An 18,754-nucleotide genomic window follows, 5' to 3' on the forward strand; every position below is an offset into this window, starting at 1 on the left:
TCATGAGTGCTTCGCTCACCGGAACCGGGCTGCACCTCACCCTCGGCCGCACCCACATCCTGCGCGGCGTCGACCTGCACGTCGACGCGGGCCGGACGGTCACCGTGATCGGGCCGTCCGGGTCGGGCAAGTCCACCCTGCTCCGCGTCCTGAACCGGCTGCACGAACCGGACAGCGGCGACCTGCTGCTGGACGGCAAGTCGGTGCTCACCGAAGACCCGGACCGGCTGCGCCGCCGGATCGGCATGGTCTTCCAGCAGTTCAACCTGTTCCCGCACCGGTCGGTCGTCGACAATGTCGCGCTCGGCCCGCGCAAGCTCAAGGGGCTCTCCGCCGAGCGGGCCCGCGCGGTCGCCGTCGAGCAGCTCGAGCGGGTCGGGCTCGCCGACAAGGTCGAATCGCGCCCGGGCAACCTCTCCGGCGGCCAGCAGCAGCGCGTCGCTATCGCCCGCGCGCTGGCCATGGAGCCGGAGCTCATGCTCTTCGACGAGGCCACATCGGCGCTCGACCCGGAGCTGGTCAAGGGCGTGCTCGCGCTCATCGCCGAGCTCGCCGCCGGCGGCATGACCATGGTCGTCGTCACCCACGAGATGGGCTTCGCCCGCTCGGTCTCCGACACCGTCGTCTTCATGGACCAGGGCGTCGTCGTCGAGCACGGCGCCCCCGACGCCGTCTTCGACAATGCCGAAACCCCCCGCCTCCGCACCTTCCTCGATCAGGTGCTGTAGACCGTCGCAGGCGCTGCCCAGAGGATCGGGGCGGTGGCGGGCGATGGGGTGCCGCGCCAGGCGGTGAGGCGGGCGCGCTGCCAGTCGGCGTGCGCGGTGACCGGGTCGGGGTGTTCGTGGGCGGCGTCGATGGCGCAGATCGTGTCCTGCAGCGGGGTCGCGGTGGCTGGGGCGCCGGCCAGGCGCTGGACGGCGAGGTCGGTGGGGAGCGGCCAGCGGCAGGCGGTGACGAGCTCGGCTCCGCCCGCGATCATGGCGGTGACCAGGCCGAGCGCCTCGCCGAAGCGGAGGTCGCCGCCGCTCTCGCAGGCGATCAGCGCGACCCGCGCCGGGATCGGCCAGAGCCGGTTGCCCGGCCGCGGGTCCGGGTCGCGGGTGTGCGAGCCGAGCAGCAGGTCCTTCGCGGTGAAGGGGCGGTGGGTGCGCAGCGGGGCGGCGAAACCGGGCAGCTCGGCGGGGCAGGCAAGGTGCAGCGCGGCCTCCTCGCTGCGGCCGGACTCCGGCGCGGCGGCGGTGACGTGGCCGACGTACAGCAGCCTGCTCGCGCCCGCGCGCAGCAGCTCGCCGAGCAGGTCGCGGTCGAGGTCGGTGCGGCGGAAGGCATCGGCCGGGGTCGCGGCCCGCGGGGCGAGTCTGCCGGTCGCGGCGTACTCGGCGACCCGGCGGGCCACCGGCATGGCCGGGTCGGGGCGGCCGAGCACCGAGCCGAGCGCGGAGTCGGCGCGGAAACCGGGGACGCGCGGGTCGAGCACGGCGACGACCGGAAGGGCGGGGTCCCACGGGCGCGGTTCGCGGGCCCTGACCACGCTGACCGGCGGCAGCAGGCTGATGTCGGCGATCTCGATCAGCCGGATCGTCGGGTCGGGGGCGAGCAGCTCCCAGGGCACCTGCGCCACCCGCGGCGCGGGCTGGATGCGAAGGTGCGGGCGGATGCCGCTGGTCATGAGCTCGTGCAGGGCGACGGCGAGGTTGCAGGGGAGGAAGGCGCGGGCGAGTTGCTCGGCGAGGTGCTGTTCGCGGTGCGGGTCTGCGAGCGCGCCCGCGGTGAGCGCGTTCTCGAGGCTGCCGGGGGTGGCGGGGTCGGGCAGGGCGGCGGTGAGTTCGTCCAGTGCCGCTCGGAGCTGGGCCTCCGGGACGACGCCGATTCCCGGTGCGGCGGTGTGATTTTCCCAGCGCCACCAGAGGTAGAGGTCACCGGCGTCGGCCATCCGGATGTAGGCCGTCGGGGTCATGCGCGTACCACCCGGCTGTCCCGTACCGGCCTGCCGTAGCGCTGCTCGGCGGCGGCGAGGTGCGCGGCCAGGGCGATCCGGCCGTCCGGCAGGGCGATCCGCGGCGGTGGGGCGACCGCGAGGCCGGCGGCGGCGGCGACCTCGGCCAGTGCGATGCCCAGCTCCACCGCGCCGCCCGCGGTGAGTGCGCCGCCCGGTCCGTCCGGTGGGTCGATCCAGGTCAGCGGCAGGGTCGGTGGTGCCGCGGCTCCGGTGCTGCGGTCCAGGTCGATGGTGGTTCCGGCGCAGCGGGTTTCGATCAGTTCGGCGATCAGTTGACCGTTGCCGGAGGCGTAGGCGAGGCGGAAGGCGACCTTCAGCGCCGGGTCGGCGATCTCGTCGCTCCAGCGGGCGCGCTGGGTGCCGTCCGGGAAGGTGAAGCGCACGGCGTCGAGGGCGAGGGCGGCGATCACCGCGAGGTCGGTGCCGCGGGCCAGGAGTGCCTGGTCCGGTCCGGACGCTTCGATCAGCGCGGCGTGCCAGTAGTCGATCTGGGCGCAGCGGGTGGTCATGCCGCGCTCCGCGCAGGTCGAGAATGCCTGGTCGAGAAGGGTTTCCGCGGCCGGGAGGCGGCCGGTGCGGGCGGCGACGGTCGCCAGCCGCACCCGGACCTCCGCGGCGTCGAGCACCGCGCCGGACGCCTCGAATCGGGTCAGTGCGCCCCGGTACGCCGCCTCCGCGTCGGCGAACCGCTCGGCGCCCTCGGCCAGGAATCCGCGCAGCTTGGCGCCGATTCCGGCGCGGTGTGCGAGCCCGGCCCGCTCGAAGTACTCCTGGCTGCGGCGCAGCGGCTCGGCCGCCTCGGCGGGGCGGCCACCGCGGGCGAGCATGATGGCGGTGTTCTGGTCGGCCTCGGCGCGGGCGCTGGGGTCGTCCGCCTCGGTGAAGGCGGCTCGCGCCTGGGCGGCGAAGTCGAGGGCGAGGTCGGTGCGGCCGGTTTCGAAGTGTGCGGCGGCGAGGTTCAGCAGGGGGTGTCCGGCCAGGTCGGGTGCGAATCGGACGGCGGCGTCGAGTGATTCGGTGGCGAGTTCCAGGGCGCGGGACCAGTGGTCGCGGTGGATGGCGACGGCGGTGAGCGAGAGCAGGCAGGCGACTCGGACCCGGCCGAGCTCCGGGTCGGTGCTGTCGGCCAGCAGGGTGTGGGCTTCCTCGAGGGAGGATTGTGCGCCGTCCAGGTCGCCGAGGTGTTGCTGGACCTGGGAGAGGTTGATCAGGGCGTGCGGCCGCATGCGGATCGCGTCGGCGGGCATCAGCGCGAGTGCCTCGCGCAGCAGGGGGAGTGCCTCGGCGTGCTGCCCGAGTTCGTCGTGCATGCTCGCGGCATTGGTCAGGGCGGCGAGCCGGATCGCTTCGTCCGGGCCGGTGCTCGCCGCGCGGAAGATCCGCAGCGCCTCGGTGACGTCGCCCCTGGCGTACGCCGCGGCCCCCGCCGCCAGCACGGCGTGGCCCGCCGCGCCTTCCGGTCCGCCGACCGAGTCGGGGACAGCTGCGCCGGGATCAGAAGTCGGAGTCATCGGCCGCGGCGGCGCTCTCGGCGCGCAGGAGGGAACCGGCCCCGGACAACCGTGCACGGGCGAACTCCCGCACCCGGACCCGATCCGCCGCCGAATCCGGCTGCGCCGAGCCGACTCCGGGAACGAACAGCTCCGGCTCCGCACCCTCCGGCGTGGCGAGCGTGGTGACCCAGCGATCGGCGGCCGCATCGAGCGGAGCCCGCAGCTCCCCGACCCGAACCCAGGGCCGCAGGTGCGCGGGCACGAGCACCGGCACCGTCCGCGGCGCCGCGACGACGTCGACCCGCAGCACCCCTGACCCGCCCTGCCGCACCGACTCCCAGGTCAGCGCCTGCTCGGAGGCATCGACAACCCCGGGCGGGCAGCGATGCCACGCCCACCCGGTACTGCCGCGCCGGAGCACCATCCCCTCCCGAACCCCGTCCCCGGCGGCCAGCGCGTAGTCCTCCGCACGCGCGGGCACCTCGACCGAAGCCGCGACAACCGCGTCGGCACCGTCGACCAGCGCGTCGCAGGCGGCGGTCAGCTCGGCGATCTCGGCGTCCAGCAGCCCGGGGTCGAGCGCGGCGATCCCGTCGAGCGTGGAGGCGGGCCACCAGCGGGCGGCCCAGTGCGCGTACGCGAGCCGCCGGGCATCCTCGGCCTGCCCGGGATCGGCCGGTTCGGCGTCCAGCGGCCCGTCGACGCCATCGGCCACCGCCACCGCCGCCGCTTCGCCGTACAGCGCCCACAGCCAGTCCTGCGCGGCCGCCGGATCTTCGAGCACCGCAGCCGGAACCACGCTGTCACCGAACAGATCCCAGGTCAGATGCCCACCCGACACCTCCAGCACCAGCACCCCGACCCCCGGCACCGGATCGAGCACGGTCGGCGCCCCGACGGGAGCGAGCACGGTCAACCCGTCGACCCCGCGCACCTCGACGGTCACCATCAGCCCGCCCTCTGTGCCGGGGTTTCCAGCTCGGCGCGCGCGCTGAGCACCTGTTTCACCCGCATCCGGTGATCGAGCATGACCGAGCGGGCGACACCGTCGAGCAGGTCCCACAGCTCGTCCGGGTCGTACACGGGCGCGGCGCGCACATCCCGCCCGTGCAGCCGGACCCAGAGTCTGCGCAGGTACGGCCGCCACGGCCGGGAGAGATCGGCGGCGATAGCGGCGAGCGGCTCGGCGTCGGGTCCAGGCGCACCGGCCACCGAGAGCCGCCGAGCCGCGAGCACGTACGCCTCGCGCCGCCAGCGCCCGTTCACGATCCGGTGCGCGGCGGTGGCGTCCGGCTCGGTTCCCGGCGTCCCGTCCGGCGCGGGCCTGGTCACCCCGGCCGGGGCGAGCCCGAGCGCGAGCGCGATCCCGGCGGTGGCGGTGAGCCGCAACGATTCGTCCAGCAGCGCCAGCGGCGCGCAGCTGCGCGCGACCTCGGCGGCGACCAGCTCGGGCACGGTCGGCAGGTCGGCCCGCTCGGTGCCGCCCTGCAGCACGGTGAAGACCCGCTCGTACACCGTGCGGTCGAACGGCCGTCCCAGCTGCGCGGTCGCGGCGGAGCTGCCGACCGCGGGCTGCTGCGGCACCGGGCGCGCGGTGAAGCCGAGCTCGGCGGCGGTCCAGCCGGTGACCACCTGCCAGAGCTCGATCCCGGCGTGCGTGCCCGCGTGCGCGTCGAGCAGGTCGTCGAAGCTCCGCAGGCCGTTGTCGACGCCGTCGGTGAGCCGGGCGGCGGCGCAGGCGTCGAGCAGGGTGTGCAGCGCGGCGGCGTGGTCGGGGGTCGGTGTCTCGGTGAGCGGGCGGCGGGCCCACGCCGTCGCGAGCAGCGCGGCGAGCTCGGCGGCGCGCGCCGGGTCGGTGAGGTGCGCGCGGAGCACGGCGACCGTGCGGCCCGCCGGGTTGTCGTGGATCTCGCGCAGCGCGGCCTCGGCGACGGGCCGGTCGCGCAGCGGCTCCGGCGTGCCGCGGGTGGCGGCCAGTTCGAAGCAGCGCTGGAAGTAGAGGTCCTGCGGGTTGCCGTCGGTGATCTTCGAGGCCCGGCGCACCTGCTTGAGCAGGGTGAACCAGGCGGCGGTCGCGCGCAGGTCGTCGGCGGCGGCGTGCAGCCGCGCGGTGAGCAGGGCGATGCCGTCGGCGTCGAGCACCGGGCCCGCGCAGGCGGGGTACTGCACCGGCCGGATCACCAGCGGGTCGAGCACCAGTTTCACGGTGCGGCGCAGCGGCCCGCCCTGGGGTCCGCTGAGCGGCGCCAATCCGTCGAGCCCGCGCCACACCTCGTCGAGCACAGCGGCCCGGGGTCGTCGCATCGCACCAGGTTAGCGCCTTGCCCGTGGCGAAAGCTGGGATCGGTAGGGCACGAACCCCTCCTACCTTCATCTCAACGGCCTCACCGGAAGCCGAACAACCCGAGAACGAAGGAACGAAAACCCATGCGCACCAACCGCCTCGCCATCGCCACCACCGCCGCGGCCGCCGCCCTCGCCCTGCTCGTCACCGGCTGCAGCGACAACACCACCAGCACCGCCACCTCCCCGGTCAGCACCTCCGGCAACTCCACCGCCGAGGTCGACGGCAAGACCATCGACGCCCGCTTCGACACCACCTGCGCCAAGCAGGGCGGCACCCTCGCCCTGGCCCTGACCGACCTGAACAACACCACCTACGGCAACTTCAGCGTCTCGGCCACCCTCCAGGGCGAGGACAGCGTCCAAGCCGTCGCCATCGCAGGAACCAAGGGCGGCAGCAGCGGCACCCCCTACGCCGTCGGCTACGGCGCCGGCGCCCCCGGCGGCTCGGCGAAGGTCACCAAGAACGGCACCACCTACACCGTCACCGGCGAAGGCGTCGGCGGGGTCGACCTCACCGACCCCCTCGCCGGCCCGAAGAACATCCCCTTCGAGATCACCTTCGCCTGCACCACCGTCGTCGGCGGCTGACCCCCTCCCACCCGCACCGGAGAGACCACCATGAACCTCAAGACCATCGCCCGCGCCGTCGCCGCAGCCTTCCTGGTCGTCGCCTTCGGCTACTACCTGCTGCACGGCCTCACCTACGACGGCCCCGACGAGTACGGCCAGGACATCCTGGCCTGGGTCGGCCCGCAGATGGCGCTGCCGATCATCGCGCTGACCGTCACCCCGATCGTCTTCGCCTTCACCGGCGACGGCATCCTCTCCGCGCTCACCGGCAACAACTCGGCCGAGTACCGCAATGCCGGGGTCGGGCTCGGCACGGTGCGGGCGGTCCGGCACACCGGCGTGACCCTGAACCACCAGCCCCAGCTGCGGATCGACCTGAGCGTCGAGGGCGCCGACGGCAAGGTCTTCCCCTCGGTGGCGAAGCTGGTCGTCCCGCAGCACCAGATGGCGATGCTCCGCCCCGGCGTGGTGCTGCCGGTCCGCTACCTGCCGCACCGCACCGACAAGGTCGAGATCGACCTCTCCGGCGACCAGCGCGCGGCGCAGCACGCCATGAACGAGGCGATGCTGCGCAAGGGCTTCACCACCCGCGGCAAACTCGACATCGCCGAGCGCGGCATCGCCACCCAGGCCGTGGTGCAGACGCTCTCGGTGCCCGGCGAGATCCGCGACGGCCACACCAGGGTCGTGCTCGGGCTGGTCGTCACCCGCCCGGACGGCAGCACCTTCACCGCCCGCACCGAGAAGTACGTGCCGCCGACCGCGGTCGGGCACGTGCAGGTCGGCCGCATCCTCCGGACGCACTACCTGCCGCAGGACGAGAGCGAGGTGGTCATCGCCATCCCGATCAGCGCATGAAAGCCGCCGCCGAGCCCCGCCCCCCACCGATCCCGGTGTCTCCCCGAGACACCGGGATCGTTCGCGTTCGGCGGATGCTCGCCGGTTGCCCGGCAAACTGAGGGTTACCTAATTGGGTGGCTGTTCACTTCGCTGTCGATTCCCCCTGGCGAACATCGTCTACCGTGCGGCCGACGCCGATATCAGGAGCCGCAGTGACCCCGAAACCGCTCACCCTCTTCACCGCGCACGACGGCCGCTCCGCACGCGCCCTCGTGACCTGCGAATACAAGTGCGCCAATGCCTGCTTCCACCCGGCCCCGAACACCTCGGACGGCGCCTACTTCGGCGACATCGTCAGCTCCCTGAACCGGCGCGGCGTGCTCAAGGGCGGCGCGGCCGCGGTGCTCGCGGTCGGCGCGGCGAGCGCGCTCGCCGCCTGCGGTGCCGACGGCGGCTCCACCGAGACCTCGAAGGCCGCCGCCGCGTCGGACGGCACCGGAACCACCTTCACCGCCGTCGCGCCGAACACCGACGACGCCGTGCGGGTTCCGGAGGGCTACGAGCAGTCCGTCGTGATCCGCTGGGGCGACCCGCTCTTCGCCGACGCCCCCGCCTTCGACTTCGACCGGCAGACCGCCGCCGCGCAGGAGAAGCAGTTCGGCTACAACAACGACTTCGCGGCGCTGCTGCCGATCGAGGGCAGGCCCAACGCCTTCCTGCTCGTGGTGAACCACGAGTACACCACCGGCCCGCACATGTTCCGCGGCTACGACGCCAAGAACCCCACCGACGAGCAGATCGCCATCAGCAGGGCCGCGCACGGCCTCGCGGTGGTCGAGGTCGTCGGCGAGAACGGCTCCGGCAAGCTGACCCCCGCCTTCGGCCGGTACAACCGCCGGATCACCGCGAACACCGAATTCCTGCTCACCGGCCCGGCCGCGGGCAGCGACTTCGTGAAGACCGCCGCCGACCCGGCGGGCACCAAAATCTTCGGCACCTTCGCCAACTGCGCGGGCGGCACCACCCCGTGGGGCACCGTGCTCTCCGGCGAGGAGAACTTCCACGGCTACTTCGCCAACGCGCAGACCGTCACCGACGCCACCGCCGCGGCCCGGCTCAAGCGCTACGGCTTCGCCGAGGGCGCCAGCACCAATGTCTGGGAGCGCACCGACAAGCGCTTCGACCTGGCGCAGGAACCCAACGAGGCGAACCGGTTCGGCTACGTCGTCGAGGTGAACCCGTGGGACGCCGCCTCGGTGCCGGTCAAGCACTCCGCCATGGGCAGGTTCAAGCACGAGGGCGCGAGCATCTACGTCACCGCCGACGGCGCCGTCGTCTCCTACACCGGCGACGACGAGCGCTTCGACTACATGTACAAGTTCGTCTCCGCCAAGAAGGTGCAGTCCGGCACCGGCGCCTCGGCCATGCGGCACAACATGACCATCCTGGACGAGGGCACGCTCTACGTCGCCAAGCTCACCGGCGACCACGCCGCGCAGATCGACGGCACCGGCAAACTCCCCGCCCCGCAGGGCTTCACCGGCACCGGCGAGTGGATCCCGCTGCTGGCGACCGGCCCCGACGGCAAGGGCACCTCCAAGGTCGACGGCATGAGCGCTGCCGAGGTCGCCGTTTTCACCCGGCTGGCCGCGGACAAGGTCGGCGCCACCAAGATGGACCGCCCCGAGGACTTCGAACCCAACCCGGTCACCGGCAAGGTCTACGTCGCGCTGACCAACAACGACAACAGGGGCAAGGACGGCAAGGCCGCCGCCGACGAGGCCAACCCGCGCAACCTGAACAAGAACGGCCAGGTCCTCGAACTCGACGACGACCACACCGGCACCCGCTTCAGCTGGTCGCTGCTGCTCGTCTGCGGCGACCCGAACGCCGCCGACACCTACTACGGCGGCTTCGACAAGACCAAGGTCAGCCCGATCTCCTGCCCCGACAACCTGGCCTTCGACCAGTACGGCAACCTCTGGATCTCCACCGACGGCAACGCCCTCAAGGCCAACGACGGCCTCTTCTCGGTGGTGCTCGACGGTGACCGGCGCGGCGAGACCAAGCAGTTCCTCACCGTCCCCAGGGGCGCCGAGACCTGCGGCCCCGTCGTCACCGAATCCCGCGTCCTGGTCTGCGTCCAGCACCCGGGCGAGAAGGACGACGCCTCCGCCGACAACCCGGCCTCGCACTGGCCCGACGGCGGAACCACCCAGCCGCGCCCGTCCGTCGTCGTCGCCTGGAAGGCTGGTCAGGGCCGGATCGGCGTCTGACTTCGGCTGCGGTGGCGCCCCGCGTCGGCGCACCTCGACGGTGCGGGGCGCTACACTGCGCATGCGTGGCTGTGCGGGGAGCCCGGCCACTCGAATATCCAGGGGGAGTGTTGGCCGACGTGCATGCCGCTGCGCCATGCGGACGGGCCGTCCGATGACCGGGTTCCACAACCACTACGACGATCCGGACGAGTTCTGGGACGACGAGCCGATCGTCCCCCGGAAGACCGAACCGTTCGAGGTCGCGCGGGCCGAACCGCCGCCCGCCTCGCTGCCGTCCGCGTGGAGCAGCACGGGGGTCCCCGGCATCGAGTTCGAGCTCGATCGCGGCCTCCTGCCGATCCGGATCGCAGCACCCGGCGCGTGGAGCCCATACGCCCGTGCTGCAGTACGTGCGCGACCGGCTGGGGGAGGGAGTCGGCGTCTCCCAGGAAATCCGCGACATCCTGCGGCAGTGCGTCCAGAACTACGAGGCCGAAGAGGTTCAGCAGTCGCAGCAATTCAACGGCATCGGGTAGGGGAGATCGGTATGGACGACAAGACGGCGCTGATGTCCGAGATCGACGCCATGCGAACGCTCGCGAAGGAAATCGAACTGCTCCCGGACGGCACCGCCAGCGAGGTCGACAAGCTGATCGAGTACCTGCGTATCGGGCAGTTGATAGGGACGGTTCCCTCGCTGGGGATCGGATTGTTCGTCAACGAGTACGCGATCAGCGTCGTGGAGAACAACCGGCGCGACATCGAGGATTCCATCGACGCGGTGCTCACCAAGGTGCGCGAATTGCAGGTGGGGGAGAAGGTCCCGGTCACCTTCATCGACCGGGCCGCCGGGTGGCGCAATCTGGCCGCCGCTGTCACCAACGCGCGTGATTTCGCCGGGGGTACCGATCTCCGCAGCGAATGGGGCGGAATCGCCGCCGAACGCTACTTCTTCGTCGGCCTTCGGCAGGCCGAGGCGTTCAAGGCGGTCCCGGCGATAGCGGAGAAGGTGGCCGCGAATCTCGAAGCTGTGGCCAAGGGGATTCTCGACTCCTACAAGAAAATCGTCACCGCGCTGCTCGAAATCAAGAACGAGATCCTTGGTGTCATGTCAGGGTTGTCCACCAAGGGGCCGGTCGCTATTTTCCAGCTGGACCAGCTGGTGAAGACCCTCGGAGCACTGCAGACCAGGATCTTCACCATCGTCGGTGAATGCGCGACCATCTCGCAGAACAACATGATCGCGGGAAATCAGATCGCCCTCGCCCCGCACACCGAAGCCGGCTTCCCCGGCGACCGCTGGCCGCCGGCGAGTATTGCCGCGACCGGCATCGACGAGCGCGGCCAGAAGTACGATTATGAACTGGAGTTCGATGACGCGAGTGCTCTCGACGGCGACGCGTCGGACTGGAAGGTCAAGACGTGACCGGCTTCCGCGCCGCGGCGTGGGGCGCGGCGCTCGGCATCCTGCTCGCGCTGACAATTGCGTGCTCGTCCCCGGAGCCGGTGCCGGTGCCTGCGGCCCCGGCGTCGGCGGCCCCAGCGCAACACACCGTGGCCGACCTGTGTGCTGCGCTCCTGGCCTACTTCCGCGGCGACCTCGGCGTCGTGGACCTGCAGCCCGCACCGGAGCACGATCTTTCGACGCCGCTCCGGATCGCGGGCCGCTGCGTGGTGGCGGCCGGTTCGGAGCGGGTCGGTTCCATCTCGATCACCCCCGCGCCGAATGCCGACCGCACAGAGGTCGAGACTCCGCTGTATCAGCGCCTGGAGGGCGTCTCCGGCCGCGGGTGGGTCTCCGACGTCCGCCCCTACGGCCCGCTCACCTTCCTGCTGTACGACAACGAATCGAGGGTGTCGCTCTTCGTGTACGAATCGGCCGCCCGAACCGCCACCGGCCCCCTCGCCCTGACCGACGACCAGGTCCGCCGAACCGCCGAATTCGGCTTCGAGGTGGCCCGCACCCTGGCGAGCGGCTAACCGAGCCAGTCCAGCACCGATGCCGCGGTCCATGACTGCTGCATACTGCCGAGCGGCGCCCCGGTGAACGGCTCGTAGTACTCCGCGAAACTCCCGTCGCCCGCCTGCCGCAACCCCTCCGCGCGCAGCGTGAGCGACCGCTCGGCCCACCCGCGGCGGGCGAAGACCCAGGAGAAGAGCCAGCTCATGACCGGCCAGATCGGGCCGCGCCAGTACTCGCGCGGCCGGAAGTCCCTTGCCACGGGCGAGGTCGATGGCGGGAGCGCGTAGCGGAGGTCGGGGTGGCCGCAGAAGCGCGGCCCCTCGAAGATCTTGAGCAGCGTGCGCTCGGTGTCGCGCGGCAGCCCGCCGCAGAGCAGCGGGGCGAACATGGCCAGCGTCTCGGTGTCGATCCAGCGGCCGAGCCGGACGTCGTAGTCGCGGGCGGCGCCGCTGCGCGGGTCGGTGGTCGCTATCACCCCGCCGCGGAAGTGCTCGGCCCAGCCGTGCAGCTCTTTGACGTCGGCGCGCGGCTGCTTGTACTCCTCGCCGATGTCGGCGAGGACGTCGCAGGCGAGCGCGAAGATCGCGGTGACGAAGACGTCCTCGACGGCGAAGCTCATGGTGGAGGCGAGCTGGTAGTCGTCGTAGCCGGAGCGGCGCATCTGCTCGACCAGCCACAGGTAGCGGTCGTACTCGCGGTCCGACGGCCGCTGGGTGGGGTCGCTCACCACGAGCAGGTCCTCGCGGTGGTAGGCGGGGAGGTCGCCGGGGACGACGTTGGCGTAGGCGCGGTCCCAGCGCGGTGAGTTGTCCATTCCGGATTCCCAGCCGTGGTAGAGCGTGATCCGGCCGGTCTGCTTGGGGTCGCGGGCGTGCGCGAGCCAGCGGTGCCAGCGCACCAGGTCGCCCCAGCGCCGGTTCAGGAACTCGTCGGCGGCGGCCCTGGTGCTGCGGCCGTGCCTGCGCGAGTGGTCGAGGATGCGCTGCAGCGCGATGGCGTGCACCGGCGGCTGGGTGATGCCGGAGGTGTCCGGGCCGTCCGGGGCGTTGGCGGCGAGTTTGCGGCACTCCCAGCGGGCCGGGCCGGGGAAGTAGCCGTCGACGCCGTTGGCGAAGACGATGTGCGGGATCATCCCGTTCTTCCACTGGGCGGAGAGCAGGGTGTCGAGTTCGATCACCGCCCGCTCCACGCTGAGCGGGGCGAGCCCGACCGCGACGAAGGCCGCGTCCCAGCTCCACATGTGCGGGTAGAGCCGGGGCGCCGCGCTGGTCATGGTGCCCAGGTCGTTGCCGCGCAGCAGGTAGGCGGCGCGGGCCGCGAGCTGGGTCGGCGTGAAACCGGGGTGCTGCATCTGTTCATTCTGCGGCGATTCCAGTGGTTTCGCCTGTTCAGTGTCGGGTGGTACAGACCACCCGTGGATATCGGAGGGTATCCGGAGCTCGTGGACCTGCCGCTACCGTTGGGCGCATGACCGCGAAACCCGTCGCCCTCGTCACCGGAGCCGCCCGCGGGCTCGGCGCCGCCATCGCCCGCGAGCTCGCGCCGACGCACCGGCTGCTGCTCGGCGCGCGGAGCCTGCCCGCGCTCACCGACGTGCTCGCGGAGCTCCCGGACGCCACCGGCTGGCCGGTCGAGCTCACCGACTATGCCGCCGTCGCCACCGCGACCGCGCCCATCGAGCGGCTCGACGTGCTCGTGCACAATGCGGGCATCGCCGATATCGACACCGTCGCGAACTCCACCGTCGACCAGTGGCGGCGCACCCTCGAGGTCAACCTGATCGCGGTGGCCGAGCTCACCAGGCTGCTGCTTCCCGCCCTGCGCGCCGCGAACGGCCATGTGCTGCTGATCAATTCCGGCGCCGGGCTCCGCGCCCACCCGGGCTGGGCCTCCTACGCGGCCAGCAAGTTCGGGCTGCGCGCCTTCGGCGATTCGCTGCGCCAGGAGGAGCCGCTGCTCCGGGTCACCTCCATCCACCCCGGCCGGATCGACACCGACATGCAGCGCGAACTCATCGCGGGCGAGGGCCGCGAGTACGACCCGGCCGAATTCCTCACCCCCGCGACGGTCGCGCGCACCGTGCGCACCGCCATCGAGACCCCGCGCGACGCGCACCCCACCGAGCTCGTCATCCGCCCGTACGGCCGCTGAGAGGGAACCCATGTCCGTCGACGAAGAACTGGTCAGCGTCAGCATCACCGCCGCGGACGCCGACTGGCTCGCCGGCTTCACCCGCCGCCTGCTCGCCGACCGCCTCGCGGCCTGCGGCAACCTACAGCCCGCCGTCCGCAGCCTGTACCGCTGGGAGGGCGCCATCGCCGACGAGCCCGAAGCGCTGGTCACCCTGCACACCCGCCGCGCGCACGTACAGGAGATCATCGCCCGCGCCGACGCCGAGCACCCCTACGACACCCCGCAGGTCGTCGCGGTGCCGGTGGCGGTCGTGCACCCCGGCTACCGCGACTGGGTGCTCGCCGAGACCGAGCCCGGCGTCGTCGAGTAGCGGCTATCGGACGATGTTCACCAGCCGCCCCGGGACGACGATGAGCTTGCGCGGCGCCGCCCCCTCGAGCAGGGCGGCGATCTTCTCGTCGGCGAGCGCGGCGGCCTCGATGGCGGCACTGTCGGCGTCGGCCGGGACCTGAATCCGGCTGCGCACCTTGCCGTTCACCTGGATCGGGTACTCCACCGACTCCTCGACCAGCAGCGCCGGGTCGGCGGCCGGGAAGGGGCCGGTGCTCAGGGAATCGGTGTGGCCGAGGCGTTCCCAGAGCTCCTCGGCGATGTGCGGGGCCATGGGGGCCAGCATGAGCACCACCGGCTCGACCACCGCGCGCGGCGCGCCGTCCGGGTACGCCTTGGTGAGGTGGTTGGTCAGCTCGATGAGCTTCGCGCCCGCGGTGTTGTCCCGCATGGCGGCGTAGTCCTCGTCGACCCCGGCGATGGTGCGGTGCAGCACGCGCAGCGTCGCCGCGGTCGGCTCGGCGTCGGTGACCCGGACCGCGCCGGACTCCTCGTCCACCACCAGCCGCCAGACCCGCTGCAGGAAGCGGTGCGCGCCGACGACGTCCTTGGTCGCCCACGGGCGCGAGGTGTCGAGCGGGCCCATCGCCATCTCGTAGAAGCGGAAGGTGTCGGCGCCGTAGAGGTCGCACATCTCGTCCGGCGAGATGGCGTTCTTCAGCGACTTGCCGATCTTGCCGTACTCCTGGAACACCCGCTGCTCGTGCCAGAAGAACTGGCCGTCGCGCTCGGTCACCTCGGCCGCGGGCACGTACGCGCCGCGCTCGTCGGTGTAGGCGTGCGCCTGGATGTAGCCCTGGTTGAACAGCTTCCGGTACGGCTCGCTGCCGGTGACGTCGCCCAGGTCGAAGAGGACCTTCTGCCAGAACCGCGCGTACAGCAGGTGCAGCACCGCGTGCTCCACGCCGCCGACGTAGAGGTCGACGCCGCCCGGGTCGGCCGCGCCGCGCGGGCCGAGCCAGTACGCCTCGTTCTCCGGTGCGCAGAACGCCTCGGTGTTGGTCGGGTCCGCGTAGCGCAGCTGGTACCAGGAGCTTCCGGCCCAGTTCGGCATGACGTTGGTGTCGCGCCGGTACTTCTTCACCCCGTCGCCCAGGTCCAGCTCGACCTCGACCCAGTCGGTGGCCTTGGCCAGCGGCGGTGACGGCTCGGAGCTCGCGTCGTCCGGGTCGAAGGTGACCGGCGCGAAATCCGCCAGCTCGGGCAGCCGCACCGGCAGCATGGACTCCGGCAGCGGGTGCGGCGCGCCGTCCTCGTCGTAGACGATGGGGAAGGGCTCGCCCCAGTACCGCTGCCTGGCGAAGAGCCAGTCGCGGAGCTTGTACTGGACGGTCCCGGTGCCCGCGCCGACCGTCTCCAGCCTGGCGATCGCGGTCGCCTTGGCCTCCTCGATCTCCAGCCCGTCCAGGAAGCCCGAGTTGACCAGCTTCCCCTCGCCGGTGTGCGCGGCGGCGGTGACGTCGCCGCCCGCGATCACCTCGGCGATCGGCAGCTCGAGCGCGGTCGCGAAATCCCAGTCGCGCTGGTCGTGGCCGGGCACCGCCATGATGGCGCCGGTGCCGTAGCCGCTCAGCACGTAGTCGGCGACGAAGATCGGCACCGCCGCGTCGTTCACCGGGTTGATCGCGTAGGTGCCGAGGAAGACGCCGGTCTTCTCCCGGTTCTCCTGGCGCTCCAGATCCGACTTGGCGGCGATTCCGGCGCGGTAGGCGGCGACCGCCGCGCGCGGGTTCGCGGCCCCGCCGTTCGTCCAGCGCTCCTCGGTGTCTGCGGGCCACTGCTCGGCGGTGAGCGCGTCGACCAGCTCGTGCTCCGGCGCAAGCACCACGTAGGTGGCGCCGAACAGGGTGTCCGGGCGGGTGGTGAAGACCTCGATGAACCCGGCCTCGGTGCCGAACTTCACCTGCGCGCCGCGGGATCGGCCGATCCAGTTGCGCTGCATGGTCTTCACGTTCTCCGGCCAGTCCAGGCCGTCCAGGTCGTCGACGAGCCGGTCGGAGTAGGCGGTGATCCGCATCATCCACTGCCACAACCGCTTGCGGAACACCGGGAAGTTGCCGCGCTCGCTGCGGCCGTCGGCGGTGACCTCCTCGTTGGAGAGCACGGTGCCGAGCCCGGGGCACCAGTTCACGACCGAATCGGTCTGGTAGACCAGGCGATACGAGTCGAGCACGGCATTGCGTTCCGCGGGGGTCAGCTGGTTCCACGGCCGACCGTCCGGGGTCGGGCGGGCCGCGTCGGCGAACTGCGCGACCAGGTCGGCGATCGGCCGCGCCCGGTTCGCCTCCGGGTCGTACCAGGCGTTGTAGATGCGCAGGAAGATCCACTGCGTCCAGCGGTAGTACTCGGGGTCGGTGGTGGCGAAGGAGCGGCGCCGGTCGTGGCCGAGGCCGAGCCGGTCCAGCTGGCGCTGCATGATCGCGATGTTCGACTCGGTGGTCACCCTGGGGTGCGTCCCGGTCTGCACCGCGAACTGCTCGGCGGGCAGGCCGAAGGCGTCGTAGCCGAGCGCGTGCAGCACATTGCGGCCGCGCATCCGGTGGTAGCGGGCGAAGACATCGGTGGCGATGTAGCCGAGCGGATGCCCGACGTGCAGCCCCGCGCCGGACGGGTACGGGAACATGTCCTGCACGAACAGCTTGTCGGCCGGGGTCTCGCCGGCGAGCGGGCCGACCGGGTTCGGCGCGTGGAAGGTCCCGCGCTCGGTCCAGGTCTGCTGCCAGCGGCGCTCGATGCGCCCCGCGAGCTCGGCGCTGTACCGATGCCGCGGGCCGTCCTTCTCGGTGCCACCGCTCTCGGTCGCCCGCGTGTCATCCACCGCTCAGCCCTTCCTTCTTGTTCGTCCGGAACCCGGTTATCAGGGTAGAACGTGGGCCCACTCATCTCGAACAAGATCCGATCGGCTGGATCTGCGCTGGTAGCGGGCGTCACACCTGACGATGCCGGCGCGGGTGCGCAGGGCCCGTGGGATAACCTACCCGGGTGTTCGTCGTCGCTCTCCTCCTGTTCGCCGCGGCCGCCGTCGCCGTCGCGACCGGTCTGCTCGGGCTGACCGGACGGCTGCCGCGCAACCGCTTCGTCGGCGTGCACACCGAGGCCGCGCTCACCGACGACACCACCTTCCGGCTCGCCAACCGCGTCGCCGCCCCCACCTCCGTCGCCGCAGGCTTCCTGCTCTTCGCCGGCGGCCTCGTCGCGCTCGCCGCGGGCGGGTTCGTCGCGCTGATCGTCGCCGCCGCGGTCGGGGTGGTCGCGGTTCTCACCCTCGGTGCGGGCGCCAACGCCGCCGAGCGGGTCGTCGCGCCGCTGGTCCCCGAGCCGGTCGGCGGATGCGGGAGCGCCTGCGGGGCGTGCTCGCTGCGCACGGCCTGCGAGCCCGCCTGACGCTCAGTCCAGCGGCTCGACGTGTCGGGAGAGCGGGGCTCCCGGTGGGTTGCGGTAGAGCACCCAGATGGTGACCGGCTCCGATCCGGAGTTGCGGGCCACGTGCGGGTGGCCGGGGCCGCTCGGTTCGCGGAAGACGCGCCAGCGGGGGTAGCGGATGGGGGTGCGGCGGGCGTCGGGGTGGTCGAGGGTGCCTCGGGTGACGAGGACGAGCAGGGTGCCGTCGTGGTAGTGCCAACCGCTGCTGCCACCGGGGTCGATGACCGTCTGGCGGAGGACGAACTCGCGCCGGGCGAGGGTGCGGCGGAACCATTCGCGGCTGGCGGTGCCGTGCGCGGGCGCGGGGTTGGGGCGCAGCGGGGGAGATTTCGCCATGGGTTCATGGAACCATCTGGCGCGCGGCGCCGCCGAGCTCGATAATCAGGCGAAACGCGGCGAATCGTGAGGTGGAGATGAGCGTGCTCGACACGGCGGCGGACACCTGGGGGATCTCAGGGCCGGACTTTCTCCTGCTGTACATCCCGGTCGCGATCGCGGCGGTGGTCGCGGCGATCTGGCTGCGCCGCGGGGTCACGCGGCGGGACGAGGTGAAACCGCGGCTGGAGAAGCCGGGGTCCGAACTCAGCGCGCCGGAGCTCGGCATGCTGATCGACGACAACCGGCCGGTGCTCGCGGCGCTCGCGCTGCTGCGCGCCGAGAACCTGATCGGTTCGGACGGCACGCCCGCGCGGGCCATCACCGCCGGTGATCGGAGCAGGCTGGATCCGTTCACCGGGGCGGTGTACGACCGGATCGCGGCAGGTACGCCGGTCAAGGTCGCGGTGCTCGCCGTGGCGGTGGGGCCGGATCTGAAGCTGCTGCGGGCCGGGCTGGTCGAGCGCGGGTACCTGCCGAGTCCCGGGTATCGGCGGGAGCTGCGGGACGCGGCGATGCCGGTGCTGATCGTGTGGCTGCTCGGGCTGGTGCGGTTCATCGCCGGGATCATGAACGGGAACGGGGTCGGCTTCCTGTTCTTCCTGCTGCTGATGCTCGGGTTCGCCGGGTTCATGCTGACGCGGGTGCCGCGGGTGACCGCGCTCGGCCGGGCGGCCACCACGCAGGCGGTGATCGCCAACGGGTACCTGCGGCCGCAGAACGCGCCATCCTACGAGACGTACGGGTTGCACACCGCCGCGCTCGGTGCGGCGCTCTTCGGTGGCGCGGCGCTGCTCACCTTCGACGCCGGGCTGGCCAGTGCGGCGGAACCGCCGCAGTCGTCGTCGGGCTGGGACAGCGGCGGCAGTGGCGGGGACAGCGGCAGTAGCTGCAGCAGCGGCAGTAGCTGCGGTGGCGGGGGAGGTTGCGGCGGCGGAGGCGGCGGTTGCGGTGGGTGACC

The 18,754-nt window shown here is 72.1% G+C and carries 18 protein-coding genes; 11 read left to right on the forward strand and 7 right to left on the reverse strand.

Annotated features, from left to right (window positions below; genetic code table 11):
• Positions 1–2: 2 nt before the first annotated feature.
• Positions 3–728: an amino acid ABC transporter ATP-binding protein gene (locus ACFUJ1_RS03390; protein ID WP_378641989.1), complete on the forward strand. Its 726-nt coding sequence runs from the start codon at positions 3–5 to the stop codon at positions 726–728.
• Here ACFUJ1_RS03390 and ACFUJ1_RS03395 read toward each other — a convergent pair.
• The 4 genes from ACFUJ1_RS03395 to ACFUJ1_RS03410 are packed head-to-tail and all read right to left on the reverse strand — an operon-like array spanning position 716 to position 5,799.
• Entirely contained in the window at positions 716–1,960 is a 1,245-nt protein-coding gene (locus ACFUJ1_RS03395; protein WP_378641991.1) for a CHAT domain-containing protein, read from the reverse strand. The two genes, ACFUJ1_RS03390 and ACFUJ1_RS03395, sit on opposite strands and share 13 nt — an antisense overlap.
• Positions 1,957–3,513 (reverse strand): tetratricopeptide repeat protein, encoded by a 1,557-nt coding sequence (locus ACFUJ1_RS03400; RefSeq protein WP_378641993.1) that lies wholly within the window; start codon positions 3,511–3,513, stop codon positions 1,957–1,959. Before ACFUJ1_RS03400 ends, ACFUJ1_RS03395 begins: the two co-directional genes overlap by 4 nt.
• On the reverse strand, positions 3,497–4,444 hold the full coding sequence (locus ACFUJ1_RS03405; RefSeq protein WP_378641995.1) for a hypothetical protein: 948 nt from the start codon (positions 4,442–4,444) through the stop codon (positions 3,497–3,499). The genes ACFUJ1_RS03400 and ACFUJ1_RS03405 overlap by 17 nt, the downstream gene beginning before the upstream one ends.
• Entirely contained in the window at positions 4,444–5,799 is a 1,356-nt protein-coding gene (locus ACFUJ1_RS03410) for a hypothetical protein (RefSeq protein ID WP_378641997.1), read from the reverse strand. The genes ACFUJ1_RS03405 and ACFUJ1_RS03410 overlap by 1 nt, the downstream gene beginning before the upstream one ends.
• 123 nt (positions 5,800–5,922) lie before the next feature.
• Between ACFUJ1_RS03410 and ACFUJ1_RS03415 the strand changes: the two genes are divergently transcribed.
• From ACFUJ1_RS03415 to ACFUJ1_RS03440, 6 genes are all read left to right on the forward strand, one after another.
• Complete coding sequence (locus tag ACFUJ1_RS03415; protein WP_378641999.1) at positions 5,923–6,429, forward strand: lipoprotein LpqH; 507 nt, start codon at positions 5,923–5,925, stop codon at positions 6,427–6,429.
• A 30-nt stretch (positions 6,430–6,459) separates the two neighbouring features.
• Positions 6,460–7,269, forward strand: coding sequence for a hypothetical protein (locus ACFUJ1_RS03420; RefSeq protein WP_378642001.1), 810 nt, complete (start codon positions 6,460–6,462; stop codon positions 7,267–7,269).
• 194 nt (positions 7,270–7,463) lie between these two features.
• Positions 7,464–9,527, forward strand: a complete 2,064-nt coding sequence (locus ACFUJ1_RS03425; protein ID WP_378642002.1) for a PhoX family protein — start codon at positions 7,464–7,466, stop codon at positions 9,525–9,527.
• Between the two features lie 380 nt (positions 9,528–9,907).
• On the forward strand, positions 9,908–10,045 hold the full coding sequence (locus ACFUJ1_RS03430) for a hypothetical protein (protein ID WP_378642004.1): 138 nt from the start codon (positions 9,908–9,910) through the stop codon (positions 10,043–10,045).
• Positions 10,046–10,056: 11 nt separating this feature from the next.
• The gene (locus ACFUJ1_RS03435; RefSeq protein WP_378642006.1) at positions 10,057–10,935 is read left to right on the forward strand and encodes a hypothetical protein; all 879 of its coding nucleotides are present in this window, start codon (positions 10,057–10,059) and stop codon (positions 10,933–10,935) included.
• Positions 10,932–11,489: a hypothetical protein gene (locus ACFUJ1_RS03440; protein ID WP_378642008.1), complete on the forward strand. Its 558-nt coding sequence runs from the start codon at positions 10,932–10,934 to the stop codon at positions 11,487–11,489. The genes ACFUJ1_RS03435 and ACFUJ1_RS03440 overlap by 4 nt, the downstream gene beginning before the upstream one ends.
• On the opposite strand, the gene ACFUJ1_RS03445 is transcribed toward ACFUJ1_RS03440, so the two are convergent.
• Positions 11,486–12,823: a glycogen debranching protein gene (locus tag ACFUJ1_RS03445; protein ID WP_378642009.1), complete on the reverse strand. Its 1,338-nt coding sequence runs from the start codon at positions 12,821–12,823 to the stop codon at positions 11,486–11,488. The two genes, ACFUJ1_RS03440 and ACFUJ1_RS03445, sit on opposite strands and share 4 nt — an antisense overlap.
• Positions 12,824–12,939: 116 nt before the next feature.
• On the opposite strand from ACFUJ1_RS03445, the gene ACFUJ1_RS03450 reads away from it, so the two are divergent.
• Both ACFUJ1_RS03450 and cutA read left to right on the forward strand, forming a co-directional pair.
• The gene (locus tag ACFUJ1_RS03450) at positions 12,940–13,623 is read left to right on the forward strand and encodes an SDR family oxidoreductase (RefSeq protein ID WP_378642011.1); all 684 of its coding nucleotides are present in this window, start codon (positions 12,940–12,942) and stop codon (positions 13,621–13,623) included.
• 10 nt (positions 13,624–13,633) lie between these two features.
• A complete protein-coding gene (gene cutA, locus ACFUJ1_RS03455) occupies positions 13,634–13,975 on the forward strand; it encodes a divalent-cation tolerance protein CutA (RefSeq protein WP_378642013.1) in 342 nt (113 codons plus the stop codon).
• 3 nt (positions 13,976–13,978) lie between these two features.
• On the opposite strand, the gene leuS is transcribed toward cutA, so the two are convergent.
• Complete coding sequence (leuS, locus tag ACFUJ1_RS03460; protein ID WP_378642015.1) at positions 13,979–16,813, reverse strand: leucine--tRNA ligase; 2,835 nt, start codon at positions 16,811–16,813, stop codon at positions 13,979–13,981.
• Between the two features lie 164 nt (positions 16,814–16,977).
• Here leuS and ACFUJ1_RS03465 point away from each other — a divergent pair, with 164 nt between their 5' ends.
• The gene (locus ACFUJ1_RS03465) at positions 16,978–17,379 is read left to right on the forward strand and encodes an SdpI family protein (protein WP_378642016.1); all 402 of its coding nucleotides are present in this window, start codon (positions 16,978–16,980) and stop codon (positions 17,377–17,379) included.
• Between the two features lie 3 nt (positions 17,380–17,382).
• Here the strand turns inward: ACFUJ1_RS03465 and ACFUJ1_RS03470 are convergent, their stop codons facing one another.
• The gene (locus ACFUJ1_RS03470; RefSeq protein WP_378642018.1) at positions 17,383–17,754 is read right to left on the reverse strand and encodes a hypothetical protein; all 372 of its coding nucleotides are present in this window, start codon (positions 17,752–17,754) and stop codon (positions 17,383–17,385) included.
• A gap of 77 nt (positions 17,755–17,831) precedes the next feature.
• On the opposite strand from ACFUJ1_RS03470, the gene ACFUJ1_RS03475 reads away from it, so the two are divergent.
• Entirely contained in the window at positions 17,832–18,752 is a 921-nt protein-coding gene (locus ACFUJ1_RS03475; protein ID WP_378642020.1) for a TIGR04222 domain-containing membrane protein, read from the forward strand.
• The last annotated feature ends 2 nt before the right edge of the window (positions 18,753–18,754 follow it).

The organism is Nocardia sp. NPDC057227, assembly GCF_042669725.1.
Taxonomy (GTDB): domain Bacteria; phylum Actinomycetota; class Actinomycetes; order Mycobacteriales; family Mycobacteriaceae; genus Nocardia; species Nocardia asteroides_A.